Source organism: Myxococcus sp. AS-1-15, from assembly GCF_020037055.1.
GTDB classification, from domain to species: domain Bacteria; phylum Myxococcota; class Myxococcia; order Myxococcales; family Myxococcaceae; genus Myxococcus; species Myxococcus fulvus.
The window spans coordinates 1252527-1274131 of record NZ_JAIQDF010000001.1; the positions used below are offsets into that span (position 1 = coordinate 1252527).

Sequence of the window (21605 nt, forward strand, 5' to 3'; positions counted from 1 at the left end):
CGTCCGGGAGACCTCGATGCCCCAGCTCGACCGAATCGATCGCGCGATTCTGACCGCCCTCCAGAACAATGCTCGGCTGTCCAACAAGGAGCTGGCGGCGCAGGTGGGGCTCGCGCCCTCGTCGTGCCTCACGCGGGTGCGGAAGCTGGAGGAGGAAGGCGTCATCAAGGGGTATCAGGCGGACCTGGACGCCAACGCGCTGGGGCTCGGCCTGCAGGCGCTCATCGCCGTCCAGCTCCGCCTCCATGTCGGCGAGGCCTTCGGCAACATCGGAGACCACCTGCGCTCGCTGCCGGAGACGGTGGCCGTCTACTGCCTCGGCGGCACCACGGACTTCCTCGTCCACGTGGTGTGCCGGGACACCGACCACCTGAGACGGTTGACCATCCTGTCCTTCACGAGCCGGCCGGAGGTGAGCCGCATCGAGACGTCGCTGGTGTTCTCATACACGCGCCTGGGGCTGCCAGTGGACCACGCGCATGGCGACGGCATTCCACCGCGCTGACGTCTCTGCCGCGCGGAAGGTGAGGGGAGTGGGCCCTCCTGGATTCGAACCAGGGACCAATCGGTTATGAGCCGACAGCTCTAACCGCTGAGCTAAGGGCCCTCATGCGTGTGCAACCCGCGTGGGCCTGGGCATAACTCCGCGCACACAGGTCTGGCAAGCACCACCCGGCCCCGTGTCAGCGTCTGGCCTTGGGCGCCGCGTCCTCGGCCCGTTTGACGCGGAACGTCTGCCCTCGCTGCTCCACCACGACGCCCTCGGCGCGCAGCCGCTTCGCCTGCTCCTGGGCCACCATGGGCGCGAGCACCCCTCCGGCGCGCGTCACCCGCCACCAGGGCACTTCCTTCCCCGTGGGCAGCATCGCCATCTCCCGCCCCACGCCGCGCGCCGCGCCCGGCCGCCCCGCATAGAGCGCCACCTGGGAGTAGGTGCGGACCTCTCCGCGCGGAATCGAGCGCACCGTGCGCCACACCGCCTCCGTGAAGGGCGCACGCTTCGGCGTTGTCTCCGCCTGCTTCACCCGCGTCTTCGTCCTTGGTCTCAAGAGCGCCATGCCGCGCGGGACTCTAGAAACACGAAGGCCCCCGGTCCACGAATGGGAGCGGGGGCCTTCTTGCTTCAGGCCTTGGGGCCTGTCGTCCGCGTCAGCTCTCCACGAAGGAGCGCAGGCGCTTGGAGCGGCTCGGGTGGCGCAGCTTGCGCAGCGCCTTGGCTTCAATCTGACGGATGCGCTCGCGCGTCACCTCGAAGTCCTGGCCGACCTCCTCGAGCGTGTGGTCGCTCTTCTCGCCGATACCGAAGCGCATGCGCAGCACCTTCTCCTCGCGCGGCGTCAGCGTGGCGAGCACCTTGCGGGTCTGCTCCGCCAGGTTCATGTTGATGACCGCGTCCGCGGGCGACACCAGGCTCTTGTCCTCGATGAAGTCGCCCAGGTGGCTATCCTCCTCCTCGCCAATCGGCGTCTCCAGGGAGATGGGCTCCTTGGCGATCTTGAGGACCTTGCGGACCTTGTCGAGCGGCAGCTCCATCTTCTCCGCGATCTCCTCCGGCGTCGGCTCGCGGCCAATCTCCTGCACCAGGTAGCGGCTGGTGCGGATGAGCTTGTTGATGGTCTCGATCATGTGCACCGGGATGCGGATGGTGCGGGCCTGGTCCGCGATGGCGCGGGTGATGGCCTGACGAATCCACCAGGTGGCGTAGGTCGAGAACTTGTAGCCGCGCTTGTACTCGAACTTGTCCACGGCCTTCATCAGGCCGATGTTGCCCTCCTGGATGAGGTCCAGGAACTGCAGGCCGCGGTTCGTGTACTTCTTCGCGATGGAGACGACGAGGCGCAGGTTGGCCTCCACCAGCTCGCTCTTGGCGCGCTCGGCGCGCTTCTCGCCCAGGCGGATGGCGTCGTAGTTGCGGCGCAGCGCATCCACGGGGAGGTTGGCCTCCTCCTCGACCTTCTTGATCTTCCGCACCGCGGTGCGCACGTCGCGGTCCAGCACCTCGAGCTGCTCGGGCGTGAGGTTGAGCTGCTTCTGCAGCTTCTTGCCGATGTTGGGGTTCTCCCGCGACTCCTTCAGCTGCGGGCGAAGCTCCTTCATGGAGATGCCGTAGCGGCGCTCCAGGTCGCGCAGCTCGTCCTCGGCCTTCTCGACGCGCTCGATGAGCGACTTGAGATTCAGGACGATGCGGTCGACCTGCTTCTTGTTCAGCCGCATCTCCTCCAGGACCTCCATCATCTTGGTCCGGAGGTCCTTCATCTCCTGCTTGAGCTCCTTCTTGCGCACCTCGGTCAGCTTCTTCTTCGAGGCGAGCTCCTCCTCGAGGACGTCGCAGTCCTTGGCGAACTTGCGGAAGCGCTCGATCTGCTTGCAGATCTGCTCGATCTTGTTGAGCTCGCTCTGCGCCAGCTGCGCCGGGGCGTCACCCTCGCCGACCTCCTCGGGAGCCTCCTCGGCACCCTCGGACTGGGCCTCCTCGGGAGCGTCCTTGATGACGTCGCGCACGCGCAGCTTGGCCGTCTTCAGCTTGTTGCCGATGTCGAGGATCTCCTCGACGGCGACCTTGCAGGCGAGCAGGGCGCGCAGGACCTCCTTCTCGCCCTCCTCGATGCGCTTGGCGATCTCCACCTCGCCCTCGCGCGTGAGCAGGCTGACGCTGCCCATCTTGCGCAGGTACAGGCGCACCGGGTCGTTCGACTTGCCGCCCGGCTCGTCGTCCTCGTCCTTCTCGTCCTCGTCGACGTCTTCCTTCTCCTCCTCGACGGTGACGGTGGGCTTGATCTCGTTGTTCTGCGCGGCCTTCTGCGCGTCGACGATCTCGATGTCGTTGTCGCCGAACATGCTCATCACGTCGTCGATCTGATCGGACGACACGATGTCGGCGGGCAGCGCGTCATTCACCTCGTCGTAGGTGAGGAAGCCCTTCTCGCGGCCCTGGGCGAGCAGGTCCTTGACCTCCTTGCGCTCGGCGACGGGGTCCTCCTCGACGTCGTCCTCGACGGCGTCCGGGTCCACCTCGACGGCGGCGGCGGCCTCCTCGGCGGCCTCCTCGGGGTCCACGTCCTCCGAGACGGCGGCGACGCCCTTCTTCTTCTTCTTCTCGACGACGGCCTCGGCGGGGGCCTCCTTCGCCTCGAGGACTTCCTTCTCCTCCTCGCCCGCCTTCACCCCAGCGCCCTTCGCCGCGGGACTGTCCGGAGCCTTCTTCTTGCGGATCACCGGATCCACCTTCTTCTTGGTGGGCTTCACGGACGCCTTCGAGGGCTTCTGCGTCGGCATTCGGGTACTTCTCCTTAAGAAATTCAGGGGCTTGAGGCCTGGGGCGAGCCGGCCGATCTACCGCAAAGTCAGGGTTTCTTACAAACGCGAACTCAAACCGGTTGCATGGGCGCCTTTGTTCCCGCGGAGGCCGGCTTGAGCTCCTCCAGGACACGCTTCTTGAGCGCCAGCAGTTCCACCCGCTCCGCCTGGAGCTGGCGCGTCTCCTCCGTGAGGTCGAACGCGCCCAGCGTCTGCTCCGTCGCACGGGTTATATAAGCAAGACGCTCGTTGATGCGCCGCACCATGATCTCCTGGCAGATGGTGGAGAACGCCTGCTCCAGCTCCTGTCCTTCCGAGGGGAGCTGGCGCCAGGAGGTCTCGATGGCCCGCTTCACGCCCTCGGAGGCCTCATAGAGGGCGTCGTTGGAGCCCCGCCCGGAGGTGGCGTGCATGAGCGTCATTCGAAGGCCGGTGTGCGACAGCTCGTCACACACGCGGAAGAGGTCGCGGCCGAGCAGCCGGGGCTCCCTCAGCACGGCCGCCACGTAGAGCGCCTCCATGGGCGGAGGCGGCTTCTCGGGGAGCGGGCGGGCAGGCGCGGCGTCGGGGGCACCCGGGTGGGAGGAGGCGGGCTTGGGCGTGGGGACCTTGCTGCGCAGGGCGGCCTCCACGTCCGGGGCGCGCCAGCCGAAGTGCTCGGCCAGGGCGGCGAAGAGCGAGGAGCGCACCAGCCCCACCGGCACCTGCGCCGCCACGGGCTTGAGTCGCTCCAGAGCCGTCATCTTCTCCTCGAACGTCGCCGCCTTTCCCTGGGGGAGCAGGGTGGCGAACAGGTACGTGGTGAGGGATTGCGCCCCGTCGATGAGCGACTCCACACCGTCCTGCCCCACACGACGCGCGAAGGTGTCTGGATCATCCCCTTGCGGAAGCAGCGCCACACGAGCGGTCGCTCCCGCGGCGAGCAGGGGGCCCGCGAGCCGCTCCACGGCCGCGAGCCCCGCGGAGTCTCCGTCGAGCAGCAGCACCAGCTCCCGCGCCTCGGCCCGCTTGAGCAGCTGCATGTGGCCGGCGGTGAGGTTGGTGGAGCACAGCGCCACGGCGTGGCGTACCCCCACCTGGTGCAGGCCGATGCAGTCGAAGTAGCCCTCGACGAGGATGGCGGCCTTGCGCTTGCGCAGCTCGTCGCGCGCCAGGTCCATGCCGAACAGCGTCTCGCTCTTGTTGTAGAGCCGCGACTCGCGCGAGTTGAGGTACTTGGGGCCCTCGTCGGCGCCCACCAGCCGGCCACCGAAGGCGATGGGCCTGCCCTCCGGCGCGCGGATGGGCACCATCAGCCGGCTGCGGAAGAAGTCGAAGCAGCCATCCCCCGTGTTGCGCTTGAGCACGAGCCCGGCCTTCATGGCCCACTCCAGCATGCCCGACTTCTGGCAGCGCTCCGCGAGCAGGCTCCACGCGTGGGGCGCCCAGCCCAGCCCGAAGGCCTGCGCGGTTTCATCCGACACCCCGCGGCTGGCGATGTAGGCCCGCGCGGAGCGGCCTTCCTCCTGGTGCCACAACAGCGAGCGGAAGTGCTCGGCGGCCAGGTCCGTGGCCTCCTTGATCTGCTGCCGCTCCCGCAGCCCGGGGTCCTGCTGCGCCTCCAGGTCGATGCCCAGCTCGCGCGCCAGGTCCCGCACGGCGTCCAGGAACGTCTTGCCCAGGTAGCGCTGGACGAAGGAGACCGCGTCGCCGCTGGCCCGGCAGCCATGGCAGAAATAGAAGCGCTTCTCCGGCACCACGTAGAACGAAGGTGTCTTCTCCTGGTGGAAGGGACAGCGCCCCTTCCACTCCCGGCCCGCCTTCTTCAGCTCCACGTGCCGGGAGATGAGGCCCACCAGGTCCACCCGCTCGAGGATTTCCTGGATCTTGTGCTCCGGGATCATGTCGCCCACCCATGGGCCCGCGTCAGGGCGGGCGCACCGCCGGCATCCTGCCAGCCGGGCCTGACGTCGCCCGTCCGGCCGCCAACCCGGTGGCTCTCCCCGCCCACGAGGGCGGAGGACCGGAGGCGCGAGGCGTCGTGAGGGTGTGGGGACACGTTGGGGCTCCTACGGCCCGTTGGGTACCTCCCCTGGACAGGGGCGGTACACCATGGGCTGGCCCAGGCACTTAATGACGGGGGGCCGGGGGAGCAAGTTTCCGCTCACCCCGGGCCTTCCACCCCAGGGGGCCACCGCCTGCGCCGGGTGGCCTCCAGAGGGGTGGGACAGGGGACTTCAGGCGAGCTTCGCGAGCTCCGCCTTGACGGCCTCGGAGATGGCGCGACCCTCGGCCTTGCCCTGGAGCTTGGGGGAGAGGTTCTTCATCACCGCGCCCATGTCCTTGGCGCTCTTGGCGCCCACCTCGGCGATGGCGGCCTGGACGGCGGCGACCAGCTCGTCGGGGGTGAGCTGCTGGGGCAGGTAGCTCTGGAGGACGGCGATCTCGGCCTCCTCCTTCTCCGCCAGCTCCGGCCGGCCCGCGGCCTTGAACTGGTCCGCGGAGTCGCGGCCCTTCTTGATGAGGCCGGTGATGACGCTCATCACGCCCGAGTCGTCGAGGGCGGAGGCACCGGGCTCCACTTCCTTGTACTTCACGGCGCTCTTGATCGCCCGAATGACGGTGGTGCGCAGCTCGTTCTTGGACCGCATCGCGTCCTTGAGGTCCGCGTCGATCCGCTCCTTGAGGGTGGCCATATTCGCAACTCCGCTGGCTGGGATTCGGGGGATTTCAGACGACGGGAGCCAGGGCACCTGACTGGGGGGCGCCCCGGCTCACACGCCGGCCTCGCAACTAGAACGACTTGCGGGCCTTCTTCACCGCGCGCTTCTTGGCGGCGAGGGCCTTCTTCTTCCGCTTCACGGAAGGCTTCTCGTAGTGCTCGCGCTTGCGGATCTCGGAAAGGATTCCGGCCTTTTCAGTGGCCTTCTTGAAGCGCTTGAGGGCGCTCTCAATGGACTCTCCCTCCTTCACTCGGATACCGGGCATGCGTTCACCTCCTTCCGCCATGCGTCAATGTGTGCGTACTTCGAAGGGGGAGCGGTATGTCCCAGTGGCCGGTAAAACGCAAGGACGCTGGCGGGAAAAGCCGCGCGCGGTTGGACTAGAGTGTCGCCTGCGTGAGCCCTGCCCTCCTCCTGATGGTGCTGCTGGCGACCGGTCAGCGTGGTGGCACCGGGACGACCGACTGCTGGAACTCCTGCCAGCGCCATGTGGCGGACCGCGCCCTGCGTGCCCGGGTGTGCGGCTCGTGCCTGTCCGGCGGGCGGGTGGACTCCTGGGTGGCGCCTTTGGGCAACATCCGGCCCGTCCCACGTGAGGCGCTGGCCTCCTCCCGCAAGGATGGCGACTGGCGCGTGCGCTGGGCCTCCGTGCGCGCCGACGCGAAGGCGCGGCAACTGACGGAGAAGCGCGTGCTGGCCGAGTGGGTGGCGGGGTCTCCCGCGTCCTCGGACCTGGCGGCCTGCCTCACCGCGGCGCGCGCGGCGGCGGAGGCGGGGCAGTCCACGGCCACCTTCCTGCGGGACGCGGGGGCCCGGGGGCCGGAGGCGGCGGCGCGGGTGTGGGCGCGGCGGGAGGCCATCCGGCAGGCGCTGGAGGTGGAGCTGTACTCGGAGGACCCTCGCGAGCGGGGCACCGCGCTCGCCCACCTGGGGGCCTTCCTGGGGCGGAGGCCCGCCCGGGTGCTGCTCGACGCGACGGCGTCGCGGCCCGAGGAGACGGATGGGATTGGCGCCTCGGCGCTCAAGGCGGTGGCGCTGCGCCTGGACTCCTCGGTGGGGCGGCTGCTCCTGGAGGAGGCGCGGCCCGCGGACGAGGTGCTGGTGAACCGGCTGTTCGCCGTGTACTCGCGCGAGCTGGAGTCGCTCCAGCCGGAGCTCACGGCGCCCGAGCCCCAGCGGCGGGACGCGGCGGTGCTGGCCCTGGGCGTCTATGGGCCGCTGGCGCGCAAGGAGCTGGAGCGCGCGCTCACGGACGTGGACCGCAAGGTGCGGGGTTCGGCGGCGCGGCGGATGGCCCAGTCGGAGGGCACGTCCTTGCGCGTGGCCGCCGAGCGCCGGCTCGAGGGCAAGGACCTGGAGGTGGCCCGGCCGTGGCTGGAGGCCATGGAGCGGGAGAAGGGCTGCGGGAGCTTCTTCCTGGAGGCTGCCCGGGACTCGCGCATGCCCGCGCCGCTCAGGGGCCAGGCGCTGACGTCGCTCTCCGACTGCCGCGAGGGTGAGAGCCTGCGGCTGGACGCGCTGACGCCTTTCCTGAAGGACTCGCAGCCGGTGGTGCGGGCGGGCGCGGTGCGGGTGCTCGGCGCGCTGTCGGTGCGAAAGCCCGAGGTGATGGACGCCACCGAGCGCGCGCTGGATGACGGCTCGCCGGAGGTGGTCGCCGCCGCGCTGGACGTGGTGGCGGGGCAGCGCCAGTCGGCGCGGGGGGACATGGCCGCGGAGCTGCTCGGCTCGGAGCACCCGGTGGTGCGCGCCGCGGCGGCCCGGGCGCTGGAGGCCATCGGCCGCGCGGCCCACGTCAAGGTGCTGGCCACGTGCCTGCGCGAGGACCCGGTGTCGGACGTGCGCGTGGCGGCGGCGCTCGCGCTGGGGAGGCTGGGCGGGCCCCATGCCGCGGCGGCGCTCTCCGACGCGGCGGCGCGCGACGCGGACACCCACGTCAAGCACGTGTCCCGCGCGGGCCTGCGCAAGCTGGGCTTCGGGAACTGACGTCAGAAGCGCGGCCAGACGTCCGGGCGAGAGCGCGAACCCCGCGCCTGATGGCGATGGCAAGCCAGGCTTCGGGCACCGACGTCAGTGGTGCCCGGGCGCGAGGGGGCGTCCCCGCGCCCGACGGTGACGACTCACGGGCCGCTGATGGCCTTGGCGTCGGCGCGGTTCCGGCCCGCGCGCTTGGCGCGGTAGAGGTACTTGTCCGCGGCGGCGATGAGGTCCTCGGGCTGGGAGAAGTCCGAGTCCAGGAGCGTCGCCACGCCCAGGCTGATGGTCACCTTGATGGGCGTGCCGCCAAAGACGAAGTCGGCCTTGTCCACCGCGTGGCGGCAGCGCTCGGCGCACGCCAGGGCCTGGTCCTCGGCGGACTCGCGCAGCATCAGCGCGAACTCCTCGCCGCCGTAGCGCGCGAGCAGATCCTCGGTGCGCACCGTGTCGGTCACCCGCTGGGCGATGCGCGTCAGGACGTAGTCCCCGGCCGGGTGGCCGTACGCATCGTTGATCTTCTTGAAGTGGTCCACGTCGAAGAGCACCAGCGACAGCGGCACCCGGTGGCGCAGGCAGTAGCTGAACTCCTTGCGCACCGTCTCCAGGAAGTACTTCTTGTTGTAGACGCGGGTGAGGCCGTCGCGGGTGGCGGACTCGTAGATGCTGCGCTGGTACTGCTCCTCCAGCTCGTCCTGGATGGAGAACTTGAGGACGGTGTTGGAGCCGATCTGGATCTTGTCGCCGTCGTACAGCGGGGCGGCGTTGACCTTCAGGCCGTTGAGGTAGGTGCCGTTGGTGCTCGCCAGGTCCATCAGCTGGAAGCGCCCGTCGCCGAGCGCCACCACCTTGGCGTGCTTGCGGGAGATGCCGTCGTCCTCCACCTGGAACTGCGCCTCTGAGCTGCGCCCCAGCACCACCTCGGAGCGGTCCAGCTTGAACATCCGGCCGATGCCCGCCGCGGACTTGGCGCTGATGACAATCAAATAAGCGCTCTGCCGCTGGGCGTTGCCCAGCAGGTCCGAAATGGAATGGACGGAAGTTTTCTCCTCGGACATCGCAACACCCATCTTATGGGCCGTTTTTTCATGGCGGCAAGCATGCTGCCGGCTTCCACGCGGCCCAATCGCTCATCCCGCGTGGATCCGCCGCGTCGTCCGGGGCCGGCTGGGCACCTCCGGCTCGACTGTCCTCCGTCCGACGCTCAGCTCCCCCGCCACCGGCGTCTGGATGAACCGCGCCAGCGCCTCCGGGGAGCGGGGGTGGTAGGCGAGCGCCTGCATCAGCTTCACCAGCGCCGCGGAGGGGGTCATGTCCGCGCCACCGATGGCCCCCTGCGCCAGGGACGCCGCCCCGGACTCGTACAGGCTCAGGTCCACGCCGTTGCGGTGGGCCTGGCTCACCACCACCACCGGCACGCCGCGCTCCTTCGCCTGGACGAACAGCGGCATGAGCGAGCGTCCGAGCTCGGGCGCGATGGGGAAGTTGCCCGCCCCGTACGCCTCCAGCACCAGCCCCCGGACGTGCGGCAACAGCTGCAGGGGCAGGGCCGGGTCCAGCCCGGGATAGACCTTGAGCATGAAGACGCGCGGGTCCAGCTTCTCGTAGAGCTTGAAGGGGCCCCGGGCGCGCAGCCCCGGCTCGAAGGTCGCGTCCACGCCCAGCGTCCCCAGCACCGGGCAGTTGGGGCTCTCGAAGGCGTCGTACTCGGACACCTTCACCTTGCGCGTGCGGTTGCCCCGGTACAGGTGCGAGTCGAAGCAGATGGTGACCTCGCGCGGCCCCTTCACCGCGGAGAGCACCGCGTCGATGAGGTTGAGCCGCGCATCCGAGCGCACCTCGCCCAGCGGCCGCTGCGAGCCCGTCAGCACGATGGGGCAGGGGGGATTGCGCAGCATGAAGGACAGCGCGCTGGCGGTGTAGGCCAGCGTGTCCGTGCCATGGGTCACCACGGCCCCGTCGAAGTCCTGGAGCTGGTGGTGCAGGTGGGTGGCCATGCGTTGCCACAGCTCGGGCTGCATCTCGGAGCTGTCCAGGTTGCTGAAGAGCTGCAGCTCGATGTCGGCGAGCTGGAACAGCTCCGGGACGCGGGCCTTGAGCGTCTTGAAGAAGGCGGCGGGGCGCAGGGCGGAGGGCCGACCTCCGGCCATCCCCAACGTGCCTCCGGTGTGCAGCAGCAGGACTCTGGGCATGGGCAAGGGGCCCTCCTTGGCAAGGCTTGCGTTGCTTTACAAGCCCCTCGCGCGTGGCTAAGACCCGCCGCGTGCTCCTCTCCTGCTGGAAGCCTGTCGTTCCCCTGCTGGTCGCCGTGGCGCTGACCGGCTCGGGTTGCAAGAACCCGGAGGGCTCCGCGCCCGCCTCCACCCAGGCGCCCGCCGCTCCGGCCGCCCAGGCCCGGCCCCCCGCGCCTCCCCCGGAGCCCGCGGCCCCGCCGGCGGACCCCTCCCAGGCGCTCTTGGGCATCCCCGGCATGGACTTCTCCTCGCTGTCGGCGGCCTCCAAGCGGGAGCTGGCCACGGTCCTCAGCGATGAGTTCTGCTACTGCGGCTGCCCCCACACGCTGGGGGCCTGCCTGAAGTCGCACACCGGCTGCCGCCACGCCAAGCGCATGGCGCGGGTGGCCGCGCGCATGGTGTCCGAGGGCAGCCCGGCCACGGAGGTCATCGTCCAGCTGTCCCAGTACTACGGCGCCTTCCGCGAGCAGCGCGCGAAGTTCAAGGTGGACGAGCGCATGTGCATGGGCTCCGCGTCCGCTCCGGTGACGGTGGTGGAGTTCTCCGACTTCGAGTGCCCGTACTGCGCCAAGGCGCGGCCGGTGCTGGAGGCCTTCGCGAAGAAGAACGCCTCCCAGGTGCGCTTCTGCTACCTGCCCTTCCCGCTGTCCAACCACGTCAACGCCGTGCCGGCGGCCCAGGCGGCGCTGTGGGCGCGAGATCAGGGCAAGTTCTGGCAGATGCACGACGCGCTCTTCGAGAACCAGGACAACCTCAAGCCGGAGGCCCTGGTGGCGCTGGCGAAGAAGCTGGGGTTGGAGGAGGACCGGCTGGCGGCGGTGCTCAAGTCGGACTCGTACAAGCAGGAGCTGGAGGGCTTCCGCAACCAGGGCCGCGCGGCCGGGCTGTCGGGCACTCCGACGGTGTACTTCAACGGCCGGGCGCTGGATTTGAGCTTCATCCAGGAGGAGCTGCTCACCCACAGCATGGAGGATGAGCTGGAGTGGGTGACGAACAAGAACGCCTGGGCGGCTGACTGACGCGGCAGATGACGCAACGGTTCCGCATCGACGCGGGGCAGCTCGTCCCCGAGGATCGCCAGAGCCCCTCTCCGTTGGCGGGGCGCTCGGGGACGTACGCGCTGATGCCCACGGCGCCGGACCTGCTCATCTTCTCCCGGGGGCCCAGCGAGGGCGGCAGCATCCCCGCGCCCCGGGTGGTGCTCTCCGGCGACGCGGGCGGCTTCCCGCTGTCGGACCTGATGGCCTTCCTCAGCCAGTCGCGCTGGAGCGGCATCATCCGGGTGCACTCGCCCGGCGGCGAGCGCTCGGTGACGTTCCGCGACGGCGAGGTGCGGGGCGCGTCGTCGGATGACCCGGCGGACCGGCTGGGCGAGGTGCTGGTGCGCCTGGGCTACGTGGAGCGTCCCCAGGTGGAGGCCGCGCTGAAGGGCCAGCCTCCGTCCAAGGTGGGCCGCGCGCTGGTGGAGAAGGGTCTGTTGCAGGCGCATGACCTCTTCAAGTGCGTCACGCACCAGGTCAGTGAGATCTTCCACGCCATCGTGCTGTGCCGGGAGGGGAGCTTCTTCCTCATCGACCAGCCGGTGGATGAGAAGGCGAATCACTCCATCCAGCTCTCCACCCAGAGCCTGCTGATGGACAGCATCCGGAAGATCGACGAGATGGCGCACTTCCGGAAGCGCATCCCCCACGGCCGGCTGTACGTGGCCAAGAAGCGCGGCTCCGACGGCAAGCTGGAGGAGGACGAGGACCGGGTGCTGGGGCTGGTCGACGGGCGCCGCACCATCCTGGAGCTGGGGCACGCGGCGCGGCTGTCGGAGTTCGACATCACCAAGGTCGTCTTCCGCCTGCTCGAGGGCGGCTTCGCGTCGGTGACGGACAAGCCGCTGCTGGTGCCCGTGGCCGTCGCGACGGGGAGCGCTCCGACGCCGGGGCAGTCGGTGGGGCAGGGTGGCACCGCGCAGGGCAAGCCCGCGGCGAGCGCTGCGCCCGCGGTGGACCCGCGTCCGGCGGCGCGCGTGTTCAACTTCATCTTCCGGGAGATTCGCGACGAGGTGGCCAAGCAGGGCATGGACCGCGAGTTCATCGCCGCCGCCAACGCCGCGCTGTCCGGGCAGGCGCTGTCGTCCTCGCCGGTGTTGGAGGGGCTGTCCTTCCAGGCGGACGGCAGCCTGGCCGAGGCGAAGCTGATGGAGTCCTTCGAGCGGCACCACGCGCAGCTGGGCTCCGAGCCGCTGGCCTCCTTCAAGCAGGCGCTCAGCGACGTGATGTTCTTCTTGTTGTTCCAGGCCGGTGAGCTGTTGGAGTCGCGCGCGGACGAGGACCTCGCCCGTCGTGTGAAGAAGCTGCTGGCGACGCTCGAGGGCTCGTGACGACGGATTCGGATTGGCCGCGGTTGACGGCGGATGTCCCCGGCTGTGGTGGTGGTTTCAAGCTGGTCCCCGAGGACTTCGAGGTCGAGGAGCTCCCCGCCTATCAGCCCTCGGGCGAGGGCGAGCACCTCTACCTGTGGCTGGAGAAGCGGGGCCGGGACACGCGCGAGGTGGTGCGCGCGCTGTCCCAGGTGCTGGGCGTGTCCGAGGACGACGTGGGCGTCGCGGGCATGAAGGACCGGCAGGCCGTCACGCGGCAGCTCATCTCGGTGCCCGCGCGCGCGGAGCCCAAGCTGGGCGACTTCGCGCTGGAGGGCGTGCAGGTGCTGTGGTCGCGACGGCACGGCAACAAGCTGCGGACCGGGCACCTCAAGGGCAATCGCTTCCGCCTGCGCCTGCGCGGCGTGCGCGACGTGGGCGCGGCGCGGGAGTCCTTCACGCGGCTGTCCGCGGGCGGCGTGCCCAACTACTTCGGCGAGCAGCGCTTCGGCCGCGCGGGTGACAACGCGGACCTGGGGCGCCTGCTGGTGCTGGGGCAGCGGCTGCCGAAGCGGCCGGAGCGCTTCCAGCGCAAGCTCTACCTCTCCGCCTTCCAGTCGCGCATCTTCAACCGGGCGCTCGCGGACCGCGTGCGCGCGGGCACCTTGTCCACGGCCCTGCTGGGAGACGTGCTGCGCAAGGAGGAGACCGGTGGCCTCTTCGTGTGTGAGGCGCCGGAGGTGGACGGGCCTCGCGTCGCCGCGTTCGAGGTGAGCCCGGCGGGGCCGCTGTTCGGCCCGAAGATGACGGCCTCCGCGGGCGAGGTGGCGGAGGTGGAGGCGAGGCTGCTCGCGGGCGAGGGCGTCACGCTGGACGACTTCAAGCGCGGCGGCGGCGAGACGGAGGGCGGGCGCAGGCCGTACCGCGTCCGCCTGGGCTCGCCCGAGCTGACGCCCGAGGGTGAAGACCTGTGGCTCACCTTCGAGCTGCCCCGGGGCGCGTACGCCACCGAGGTCCTCCACGAGCTGCTCAAGGACGACTGAGCTGGAGGCGTCGAGGCGGCGCTGTCCGCCCTGTTCCGATATCGCCGCCGGCGCGAGAGCTGGCTTGCACCAGGCTTGACTCCCGGGCCATCGGGCCCTGTGGACAGGGGGCCCGCCCCGCGGCCACCGCGCTCATCCGATGACGGCCCCGATGTCGGGTTTGAGGCCCTTCTCATGCTCGGGCGCTCCAGCCAGCCGCTCGCCCGGGATGACGGCGCGGGCCCTGCCGTGGGCGCCGCGCCTGGAAGGCCCCGCGTCATCACCAGGGATGCCCGCCCCGCGCGGTGACGGGCCCCAGGACGCAGGCGCGGCGGCAGGCGCCTTGGGTCCTCGCGAGGGGCGGTCCGTCCCGCGCGGTGACACACCCCTGAAAGCCAAGCGCCTCCGCGGGACGAAGCCCGGGAGGCGCTGTGCCTGCTTCCGCGTGGAGCGGAAGTTACTGCGTGATGATGTTGAACTCCGTGCGGCGGTTCTGCGCGCGGCCCGCCTTGGTGGTGTTCGGGCCGATGGGCCGCGTCTCACCGAAGCCCACCGCCTCCATCCGACCCGGGTCGATGTTGCGCCGCAACAGCTGCGCCATCACCGCGTCGGCGCGCTTCTGGGACAGCTTCAGGTTCGCCTCGTCCTTGCCCAGCGAGTCGGTGTGGCCCTCGATGCGGACCTTGGCGATCCACGGAGCGTCACGCAGCGCCTGCGCCACGTCGTCGAGGATGCCGTTGTTCTGCTTGTTGCCGAGGATCCTCGCGGAGCCCGAGGAGAAGAGGATCTGCTTCTTGATCTCGATGCGGTCCTTCTTGATGACCACGTTCTTGTACTGCTTCGGGCAGCCGCGCTGCTCCTTGGTGCCGGGCTCGTCCACGCACGCATCCAGGCGGTCCACCACGCCGTCGTTGTCCGTGTCCTTGTCCGGGCAGCCCGAGTTCTCCGGCGGGCCCGCCTCGTTGGGGCACTTGTCCTGGGCGTCCGCCAGACCGTCGGCGTCGTTGTCCAGGTCGGGGCAGCCGTCCTCGTCCTGGAAGCCGTCCTTGTCCTCGGGCTCGTCCGGGCACTTGTCCTGGCCGTCGTTGACGCCGTCGTTGTCCCGGTCCGGGCAGCCCAGGTTCTGGATGGGGCCGAACTCGTTGGGGCACTTGTCCTGGATGTCCACGACCCCGTCATTGTCGTTGTCCAGGTCGGGGCAGCCGTCCTCGTCCTGGAAGCCGTCCTTGTCCTCGGGCTGGTCCGGGCACTTGTCCAGGTTGTCGTTGATGCCGTCGCCGTCGCGGTCCGTCGGCGCGAGCGCGGGGCAGCCCTGGTTCTCCAGCACGCCGGGCTCCAGCGGGCACTTGTCGTTGGCGTCGAGCACGCCGTCGTTGTCGTTGTCCGGGTCCGGGCAGCCGTCCTCGTCCTGGAAGCCGTCCTTGTCCTCGGCCTGGTCGGGGCAGGGGTCGTCCTTGTCCAGCACGCCGTCGCCGTCGCTGTCCGTCTCCTCGATGCGGACCACGACCTGGGGCGGCTTCTGGGGCTCGGGCGTCGTCGGCGTCGTCGCCTGCGGGGCCTCGGGGCGCTCGCGCACCAGCACCTGCCGGGGGCCGCAGCTCTTCGACAGCTCCAGCGCCCGGTCCACCGCCGTGTCGGCCAGCCGCACGTGCGAGGCGGCACGGCCGCTGTTGCCCTGGCTCAACTCGCCCTTGGCGAAGTCGAGGTGGGCCTCCGCGGTGGCCAGCTCCACCGGCGCGCAGCGCAAGGCGCCGCTGCGGCGGGCGCGCTCGACGTCCGCGGCGAGCACCTGGGTGTCCGCGCGAATCTTGCTGCCGCTCACGCAGCTGGCGAGCAGGAGGGACAGGAGCGCTACAAGACAGGGACGCGTCATCGGGAGCACTCGGAGCGTCACGGGTTCGGGGTCCTCTCGCCGGTGTCGCTGCTGCCCGACACGGACATGGCCTTCTCGCGCGCCTCGTTGGCGAAGCGCGACGCCTTCACCGCGAAGTCCACGCCGGCTTGGTAGTCGGAGTAGCCAACCTCCTCACGCGCCTTGTCGAGGTACAGGTTCGCGGCGGTCCACTCGTACGGAGCCAGCTTGTCGGCTCCGGCCGTGCGCGCGGCCTGAATCTGGACTTCGGCGTCGAGGATGTTCGCGGTGGACTTCACGGGGCCGCATGCGGCGAGCGCCCCGGCCACCGACACCAGCACCGTCAGCTTCTTCATAGCGTGGCGCCTCTAGAGGAGGGACAGAGGCATCGGTCGTATCAATCGCCTCTTGGGGGGTCAAGAATCGGGCAGACCCTGTTGGTGGGGGGGCGGCCCGGCGCCAGGGACTTTGACGGCCGGCGCATGGCTTGCCATCGTCCCCCTCCCGTGCGCCCGCCCGTCCTCCCCGCCCGCCTCCTGCTGCTCTTGACGCTGCTCGTGTCCCCCCTGGCCCTGTCCGCCCAGGCATCCGCCGCGAAGCGCGCCGAGCGCCAGGCCGAGACGGAGAAGGTGGTCCAGACCGTCCTGCAGGGCGGCGCCGTGCCCGCCGCCGTCTCCCGCCTGCGCTACCTGCGCGAGGAGCCCTTCGCCGCGGACCTCATCACCGAGGCCCTGCGCCGCGCCCTGGACGAGCGGGTCCGCCGCAACCTCGTCGCGGTGCTCGCGGGGCTGGACACGCGCTCGGCGGAGCCCGCGCTGGTGAAGCTCGCCGGCGACGGGGACAGCACGGTGCGCATGTACGCCGCGCAGGGCCTGGCCCGCCTCAAGAGCCGCAACGTGCAGGTGCTGCTGCCGCTGCTGAACGACAAGAGCAGCGGCGTGCGCCGGGACGCGGCCCGCGCGCTGGGCGCCTCGCGCAACCCCAAGGTGGGCAAGGCGCTGATGGCGGCCGCCAAGGAGGAGCAGGAGCTGGAGGTGCGCGCCGCGATGCTGGCCGCCGCCGGCGAGGCCGGGGACGCGAAGCAGGCAAAGTCCCTCAAGGAGTTCCTGGAGAACGACTCGGAGAGCACCCGCTTCGCGGCGGCGCGCGGCCTGTGCCGGCTGGGCGCCCCGGAGGGCTTCGCCTTCGCCAACAAGCTGCTCGGCGACTCGGACCGCTTCAAGCGGCGCCAGGGGCTGGAGCTGTTCGAGGGCGTGGTGGCGAAGAAGGCGAGCCCCGCGCTCAAGCCGCTCCTGGAGGACAAGGACCGCACGCTGGCCGCGGGCGCCGCGCGCATCCTCTACCAGGGCGGCGACCCGTCCATGCTGGACTGGCTGGTGCTGGCGTCGTGGAACGCCAAGAACGACGAGAAGCTGGCGTACGAGAAGGAGCTGGAGACGCTCCAGCTCCCGGATGATCGCCGCAAGGTGATCCTGCGAAGGGCGGGCGTGGCGCCATGACGTGGGCGGTGGTGCTGGCCTCGGCGCTGTTCACCCAGGCGCCGGGGGCCTCCTCGAAGCAGGACGTCGCGCCCGGAGCCGCGCGGCTGGTGGAATCCGGTTCGGCCGCGGCCCAGGCGGCCACGGCCACGCCCGCGCGCGCCAACGGTTGGACGGGCCTGGACGCGAGCGGCTTCGCGGCCCTGGTGGCCCAGGCGACGGAGGCGCCCCTCTCCGAGCGGCTCCTGTCGATGAGCGCGCGCTTCATCAACACGCCCTACGTGCTGTCCCCGCTGGGCGAGGGCTCGGGCGTGGACCCCGACCCGACCTTCCGCCTGGACGCGGTGGACTGCCTCACCTTCGTCGAGCAGTCGATGGCGCTGGGGCTGGCGCGCTCCGAGCCGGAGGTGGGCGCGCTGCTCGAGCACATCCGCTACGCCCGGACGCCCTCGTACGAGGACCGCAACCACCTGATGGAGGCGCAGTGGCTGCCCAACAACATCCGCAAGGGCTTCCTGCGCGACGTGACGCGCGCGCTCGGCGGTGAGGACACCGTCAGCGTGACGAAGACGCTGACGAAGACCACCTGGCAGTCGCGCTCGTCGCAGTCGCTCCAGCTGCCCCGGGAGCGTCAGCCGACGGGCACGTTCGCGCTGGACATGATTCCGCTGGAGAAGGTGATGGCGCACGCGCGCGACATCCCCTCCGGCACCATCCTCGTGGTGATGCGCGAGGACCTGCCCCTCAAGGCCACGCGCATCACCCACCTGGGCTTCGTGGTGCAGCGCAAGCACCGCACCTTCCTGCGTCACGCCTCTCGCGGCGGCTACAACCGCGTGGTGGACGAGGACCTGGAGACCTTCCTCACGCGCAACTCGCGCTACGCGAAGTGGAAGGTCACCGGCGTGAGTCTCTTCGAGGCGCGGAGGCCGGACAGCGCTCCTTCCAGCGCGGTGGTGCGCTCACCCTGACGGGGCCGTCAGAAGGCGGGCGGCGGGGGCGAGGAGCGCTCGGTCTCCCGCTCCTCCTCCTCGGCGGCCCGCGCGGCCTCGTCATTGGTGGCGGCCTCCTGGGCTCGCTCCCGCTCGATGAGCAGCGCCGCGCGCTCCCGCATCTCCTCGGGCACGAGAATCTCCCACCAGGGGAGCAGGTTCCCGGTGGTCAGCTTGTCCACCACGCCCGAGCGTCCCGCGCGCACGAGCACCGGGATGTCCCGCTCCTCGAGCATCCCGGTGAAGACCTCCACCATGAGCGGGTTGTCCGTCGTGCCCGCGCGCGCGAAGACGCGCTGGTCCAGCTCGTGGGGCAGCGGCAGGCCTCGCCGGCTCATCTCGCTGGCCTCGACCAACCGGGGGCTGCCCGGGCAGTCCGAGCATTGCTCGATGTCATCCCGGTACTCCGAGCCGCAGCTGGTGCAGTATCTCATGTCCGTCCCTCCTGCCCGTGGATGTCCTGGAGGGACATGGTAGGGCCGCTGTCCCGTCGCGGCACCTGGGGCCCATCCTTCCGTTCACTGCCGGGCGTCGTCGCCCGACCAGTGGCGGGCCTCCGCCCCCAACCTGCCCACGGCGCTGCTCAGCCGCTCCACGTCGATGGGTTTGCGCAGCATCAAGTCGCAGTGCTCGGCGCCATCCACCTGCGTGTAGCCCGACACCAGGATGACGCGCGTGCGCGCGGAGCGGGCCTTCACCCGCCGGGCCAGCTCCGTGCCCGTCAGTCCCGGCAGGGACTCGTCCGTCACCACCACGTCCGGATGCGTGCTCTCGAAGGCCCTCCAGCCCGACAGGCCGTCACTCGCCGTGACGACGTCGAAGTCGAACTCGAGCAGCTCCGCGAGGAGCTCCCGGCTGTCTGCGTCGTCCTCGACGAGGAGGACCTTGATTCGCTCGGCACCCATGCGTCTGGGTAACCCTGGCACCTGTCGGAAACGTCCGCCGCGAAGGCCGCGCCACCCGCGCCGCGCCGCTCGGAGGGCAGGCGGCCGGAAGAGCGCCCCTCACCGCGGGGCAATGGGCTGTCCATCCGCCGGGGACTGTCCATCTTTGGCCCCGGAGGTGATGCCATGAAGGTGTTGATGCGGGGCGTGCATCTGACCCTGACGGATTCCCTGAGGGACTATCTGCAGGAACATCTGGTGAGCCACATCGAGCGGTACGCGGACGACGAGGCGGCGGAGATCGACATCTCGCTGGTGGACATCAACGGCCCGAAGGGCGGGGTGGACAAGGAGTGTCGGGCGACGGTGCGCATGCCGAACTTCGCGGCCATCCACGTCACGGAGACGGCGGAGACGCTGTTCCAGGCCATCGACGCGGCGCGTGACCGGCTGGAGCGCAGCGTGCGCAAGGCCGTGGAGCGGCGCCGCGAGGTGCGCACGGACGGGCTGCCCGACGACGTGGCGGCGAACGTGCCCACCTATTAGCGCAACACGTATCAGGGTGTAGGGCCCGGTCTTCCTGGCTGTGGGCCAGGCGGCCGGGCCCCAGTTGTCCGCTGTCCGAATCTTGCTGGGTCCGAATGGTGAACGCTATAAGCGGAACCCTTCACCCATGGGCTAAAGGACGGCGATGGTCCGCCTCAAGTTCCTCCTCTTCGCGTTCCTGGTCATCGGACTGGGGCTTGCTCATCTCCCGATGTTGTCGGGACCGCTTCGCGCGCGCGCGGTGGAAGGAGCCACGGCTCAGTCCGCCTCGGGCGTGACGGAGGTGGCGCGCCGCGTGGATGCGCGTCGCGCGGAGGTCCAGGCGCTGGCGCTGAAGCTGGCCGCCACGCCGGACGTGGCGAGCGCGGTGCACGCGCTGCAGCCGCCTAAGCCCGCCACGCCCGCGCGTCCCCAGTACGGCGCCTCTTCTCGCGACAAGGACAAGGAGGACGACAAGGCGGGCTTGCAGCCGCTGACCGCCGAGCGCTTCTCCGCCGTCCGCACCGCCGCCGAGGCCGTGCTGCCCAAGGAGCTCAAGGGCGCGGTGGTGGCGCTGGCCGCTCCGGACGCGGCGTTCCACGCCGTTGTCGGCGGGGAGCCCTCCTCCGACAGCGCGAAGCTGGATGTCGCGGCGCTGGTGAAGGCGGGCACCACGGTGGTGGACGCGCTGGGGACGACCCACGTGTTCGCCGCGGTGCCGGTGTTGTGGGGCGGGGACTTCGGCGTGCAGCCGGCGGTGACGCTGGTGGTGGGCGCGCCGCTGTTCGACGAGGGCGCGCTGGAGGCCGCGGTGCAGGCCTCGGGCGTCACGGCGCTCGGTCTGGTGAAGGGTGATTCGGTGACGGCTTTCGGGCCGGACAAGCTCCTGGCGGAGGGCTCGCTCGCGCAGGTGGCCGCGAACACGAACGGCGTGGTGGTGCGCCGTGGGGCTGTGAAGAGCCTGGGGCCCGTCGCGCTGCCGATGCTCACGGACGGCGACGTCATGGGCGGTCAGGCGCCGCTGGCGGTGGCCTCTCGCCGCACGCTGGAGGGGACCTCGGTGGAGGTGTTCTCCGTGGCCGGGACGCAGGCGGTGCTGGGCGCGCTGGCGGACTATCAGCAGAGCGCGCTCTTCGCCCTGGCGGGCCTGCTGGTGCTGACGCTGGTGTGGGCGGCGATGATGGGAGGCGCTCGGGCCTCGGGTGACGAGGTCCAGGGCTCTTCCGACACGCTGAGCCTGTCGGCCGCGATGGCGGCGAGCGCTCCGGCGGCCATGCCCGCCGCGCATTCCACGCCGCCCCCGCCGCAGCCGGTGGCCGCGGCTCCGACGCCGGGACCTTTGCCGGACCCGTTCGCGTCCTCGCCGCTGCCTCCCGTGCCGACGCCGGGGCCGCTGCCCGACCCGTTCGCCTCCGCGCCGCCTCCTCCCGCGGCCCAGCCGTTCGGGGCGGATCCGTTCGCCCATGCGGCGCCGGCGCCCGCGGCGGCTCAGCCGTTCGGGGCGGACCCGTTCGCGCTGCCGCCTCCTCCCGCGGCGCCCGCGCCGATGGCGGACCCGTTCGCGCTGCCGCCTCCCTCGGCGGCTCCGTCCAGCCCGTTCGGTGGGGCGGACCCGTTCGCCCAGGCGGAGCCGTTCCCGTTCCCGGCGCCTCCTGCCTCGACGCCGCCTCCTCCGGCGGTGCCGCCCGCGACGCCGTTCGGCTCCGCGTCGTCCATGCCGTTCGAGCCGGAGCCCAATGGGGAGTCGCTGTCGCCGGCGTCGCCGCGTCGGGGGGCGTTCGCCTTCGAGGACCAGCCCACGGCGGCGTACTCGCTGCAGCAGGCGGCCAACCCGTTCGCGCTGGCGGCGGCGCAGTCTCCGGAGAACCCGGAGACGACGCGCGTCGCGGCGATTCCTCGCGAGCTGCTCCAGGCGAGCGCGCGTCCTCCCGACGCTCCGATTCCGTTGCCGGCGCGGGGTGGGGCGGCTGCCGCGGCGATTCCGCTGCCGGGCGCGGGGCCCTCGGGCAACTCCGCGGTGGCGCTCTCCGAGGAGCAGCACTTCCAGGAGGTCTTCCGCGAGTTCGTCACCACGCGCGAGCGCTGTGGCGAGCCGGCCGACGGCCTGACGTACGACAAGTTCGTGCAGAAGCTGCGCAAGAACAAGGAGCAGCTCGTCCAGAAGTACGCGTGCAAGACGGTGCGCTTCCAGGTCTACGTGAAGGAGGGCAAGGCCGCCCTCAAGGCCACGCCCGTCAAGGACTGAGCGCGGCGCTCACCGTGAGGTGACAGTCGGAGCCCGAGGCGCGGGTTGCC

20 protein-coding genes and 1 tRNA gene are annotated in these 21605 nt (G+C 70.7%); 9 read left to right on the forward strand and 12 right to left on the reverse strand.

Features of this window, described 5'->3' with window-relative positions; translation table 11 throughout:
- Nucleotides 1-16 precede the first annotated feature (16 nt).
- Entirely contained in the window at nucleotides 17-505 is a 489-nt protein-coding gene (locus tag K8625_RS05140) for an Lrp/AsnC family transcriptional regulator (protein ID WP_223781992.1), read from the forward strand.
- A gap of 29 nt (nucleotides 506-534) precedes the next feature.
- Here the strand turns inward: K8625_RS05140 and K8625_RS05145 are convergent.
- From K8625_RS05145 to rpsU, 6 genes are all read right to left on the reverse strand, one after another.
- Nucleotides 535-607 (reverse strand) — tRNA-Ile (locus K8625_RS05145).
- Between the two features lie 76 nt (nucleotides 608-683).
- Nucleotides 684-1058 (reverse strand): MGMT family protein, encoded by a 375-nt coding sequence (locus tag K8625_RS05150; protein ID WP_223781993.1) that lies wholly within the window; start codon nucleotides 1056-1058, stop codon nucleotides 684-686.
- A 91-nt stretch (nucleotides 1059-1149) separates the two neighbouring features.
- Nucleotides 1150-3276 carry an RNA polymerase sigma factor RpoD gene (gene rpoD / locus K8625_RS05155; protein ID WP_141325686.1) on the reverse strand — a complete coding sequence of 709 codons (2127 nt, stop codon included), beginning with the start codon at nucleotides 3274-3276 and terminating at the stop codon, nucleotides 1150-1152.
- A gap of 92 nt (nucleotides 3277-3368) precedes the next feature.
- Nucleotides 3369-5180, reverse strand: coding sequence for a DNA primase (gene dnaG / locus K8625_RS05160; protein WP_223781994.1), 1812 nt, complete (start codon nucleotides 5178-5180; stop codon nucleotides 3369-3371).
- Between the two features lie 333 nt (nucleotides 5181-5513).
- The gene (locus tag K8625_RS05165; RefSeq protein ID WP_223781995.1) at nucleotides 5514-5972 is read right to left on the reverse strand and encodes a GatB/YqeY domain-containing protein; all 459 of its coding nucleotides are present in this window, start codon (nucleotides 5970-5972) and stop codon (nucleotides 5514-5516) included.
- Nucleotides 5973-6069: 97 nt separating this feature from the next.
- Nucleotides 6070-6264 carry a 30S ribosomal protein S21 gene (gene rpsU / locus K8625_RS05170; protein ID WP_002614080.1) on the reverse strand — a complete coding sequence of 65 codons (195 nt, stop codon included), beginning with the start codon at nucleotides 6262-6264 and terminating at the stop codon, nucleotides 6070-6072.
- A gap of 131 nt (nucleotides 6265-6395) precedes the next feature.
- Between rpsU and K8625_RS05175 the strand changes: the two genes are divergently transcribed.
- Nucleotides 6396-7985: a HEAT repeat domain-containing protein gene (locus K8625_RS05175; protein WP_223745454.1), complete on the forward strand. Its 1590-nt coding sequence runs from the start codon at nucleotides 6396-6398 to the stop codon at nucleotides 7983-7985.
- Between the two features lie 134 nt (nucleotides 7986-8119).
- Here the strand turns inward: K8625_RS05175 and K8625_RS05180 are convergent, their stop codons facing one another.
- Both K8625_RS05180 and K8625_RS05185 read right to left on the reverse strand, forming a co-directional pair.
- The gene (locus K8625_RS05180) at nucleotides 8120-9031 is read right to left on the reverse strand and encodes a GGDEF domain-containing protein (protein WP_046715247.1); all 912 of its coding nucleotides are present in this window, start codon (nucleotides 9029-9031) and stop codon (nucleotides 8120-8122) included.
- A 72-nt stretch (nucleotides 9032-9103) separates the two neighbouring features.
- Nucleotides 9104-10165, reverse strand: a complete 1062-nt coding sequence (locus tag K8625_RS05185; RefSeq protein WP_223745455.1) for an asparaginase — start codon at nucleotides 10163-10165, stop codon at nucleotides 9104-9106.
- A gap of 53 nt (nucleotides 10166-10218) precedes the next feature.
- Here K8625_RS05185 and K8625_RS44100 point away from each other — a divergent pair, with 53 nt between their 5' ends.
- From K8625_RS44100 to truD, 3 genes are read left to right on the forward strand one after another with little or no spacing between them, the layout of a single operon-like run.
- Nucleotides 10219-11226: a DsbA family protein gene (locus K8625_RS44100; RefSeq protein ID WP_370640298.1), complete on the forward strand. Its 1008-nt coding sequence runs from the start codon at nucleotides 10219-10221 to the stop codon at nucleotides 11224-11226.
- An 8-nt stretch (nucleotides 11227-11234) separates the two neighbouring features.
- A complete protein-coding gene (locus K8625_RS05195; protein WP_223745456.1) occupies nucleotides 11235-12578 on the forward strand; it encodes a DUF4388 domain-containing protein in 1344 nt (447 codons plus the stop codon).
- On the forward strand, nucleotides 12575-13600 hold the full coding sequence (gene truD, locus K8625_RS05200) for a tRNA pseudouridine(13) synthase TruD (RefSeq protein WP_141333014.1): 1026 nt from the start codon (nucleotides 12575-12577) through the stop codon (nucleotides 13598-13600). The genes K8625_RS05195 and truD overlap by 4 nt, the downstream gene beginning before the upstream one ends.
- A gap of 436 nt (nucleotides 13601-14036) precedes the next feature.
- Here truD and K8625_RS05205 read toward each other — a convergent pair whose 3' ends face one another.
- Nucleotides 14037-15452 (reverse strand): OmpA family protein, encoded by a 1416-nt coding sequence (locus K8625_RS05205; RefSeq protein ID WP_223745457.1) that lies wholly within the window; start codon nucleotides 15450-15452, stop codon nucleotides 14037-14039.
- A gap of 17 nt (nucleotides 15453-15469) precedes the next feature.
- Nucleotides 15470-15787, reverse strand: coding sequence for a DUF4398 domain-containing protein (locus tag K8625_RS05210; protein ID WP_223745458.1), 318 nt, complete (start codon nucleotides 15785-15787; stop codon nucleotides 15470-15472).
- A 126-nt stretch (nucleotides 15788-15913) separates the two neighbouring features.
- Here K8625_RS05210 and K8625_RS05215 point away from each other — a divergent pair, with 126 nt between their 5' ends.
- Together K8625_RS05215 and K8625_RS05220 are read left to right on the forward strand one after the other, a co-directional pair.
- On the forward strand, nucleotides 15914-16930 hold the full coding sequence (locus K8625_RS05215) for a HEAT repeat domain-containing protein (protein ID WP_223745459.1): 1017 nt from the start codon (nucleotides 15914-15916) through the stop codon (nucleotides 16928-16930).
- A complete protein-coding gene (locus tag K8625_RS05220; RefSeq protein WP_223781996.1) occupies nucleotides 16927-17880 on the forward strand; it encodes an N-acetylmuramoyl-L-alanine amidase-like domain-containing protein in 954 nt (317 codons plus the stop codon). The genes K8625_RS05215 and K8625_RS05220 overlap by 4 nt, the downstream gene beginning before the upstream one ends.
- Before the next feature lie 8 nt (nucleotides 17881-17888).
- Here the strand turns inward: K8625_RS05220 and K8625_RS05225 are convergent, their stop codons facing one another.
- Nucleotides 17889-18335 (reverse strand): DUF2007 domain-containing protein, encoded by a 447-nt coding sequence (locus K8625_RS05225; RefSeq protein ID WP_223745461.1) that lies wholly within the window; start codon nucleotides 18333-18335, stop codon nucleotides 17889-17891.
- A gap of 84 nt (nucleotides 18336-18419) precedes the next feature.
- Complete coding sequence (locus K8625_RS05230) at nucleotides 18420-18806, reverse strand: response regulator (protein WP_223781997.1); 387 nt, start codon at nucleotides 18804-18806, stop codon at nucleotides 18420-18422.
- 165 nt (nucleotides 18807-18971) lie between these two features.
- On the opposite strand from K8625_RS05230, the gene hpf reads away from it, so the two are divergent.
- A complete protein-coding gene (gene hpf / locus K8625_RS05235; RefSeq protein ID WP_223745463.1) occupies nucleotides 18972-19331 on the forward strand; it encodes a ribosome hibernation-promoting factor, HPF/YfiA family in 360 nt (119 codons plus the stop codon).
- A gap of 145 nt (nucleotides 19332-19476) precedes the next feature.
- Nucleotides 19477-21555: an MXAN_5187 family protein gene (locus K8625_RS05240; protein ID WP_223781998.1), complete on the forward strand. Its 2079-nt coding sequence runs from the start codon at nucleotides 19477-19479 to the stop codon at nucleotides 21553-21555.
- Nucleotides 21556-21605 lie beyond the last annotated feature (50 nt).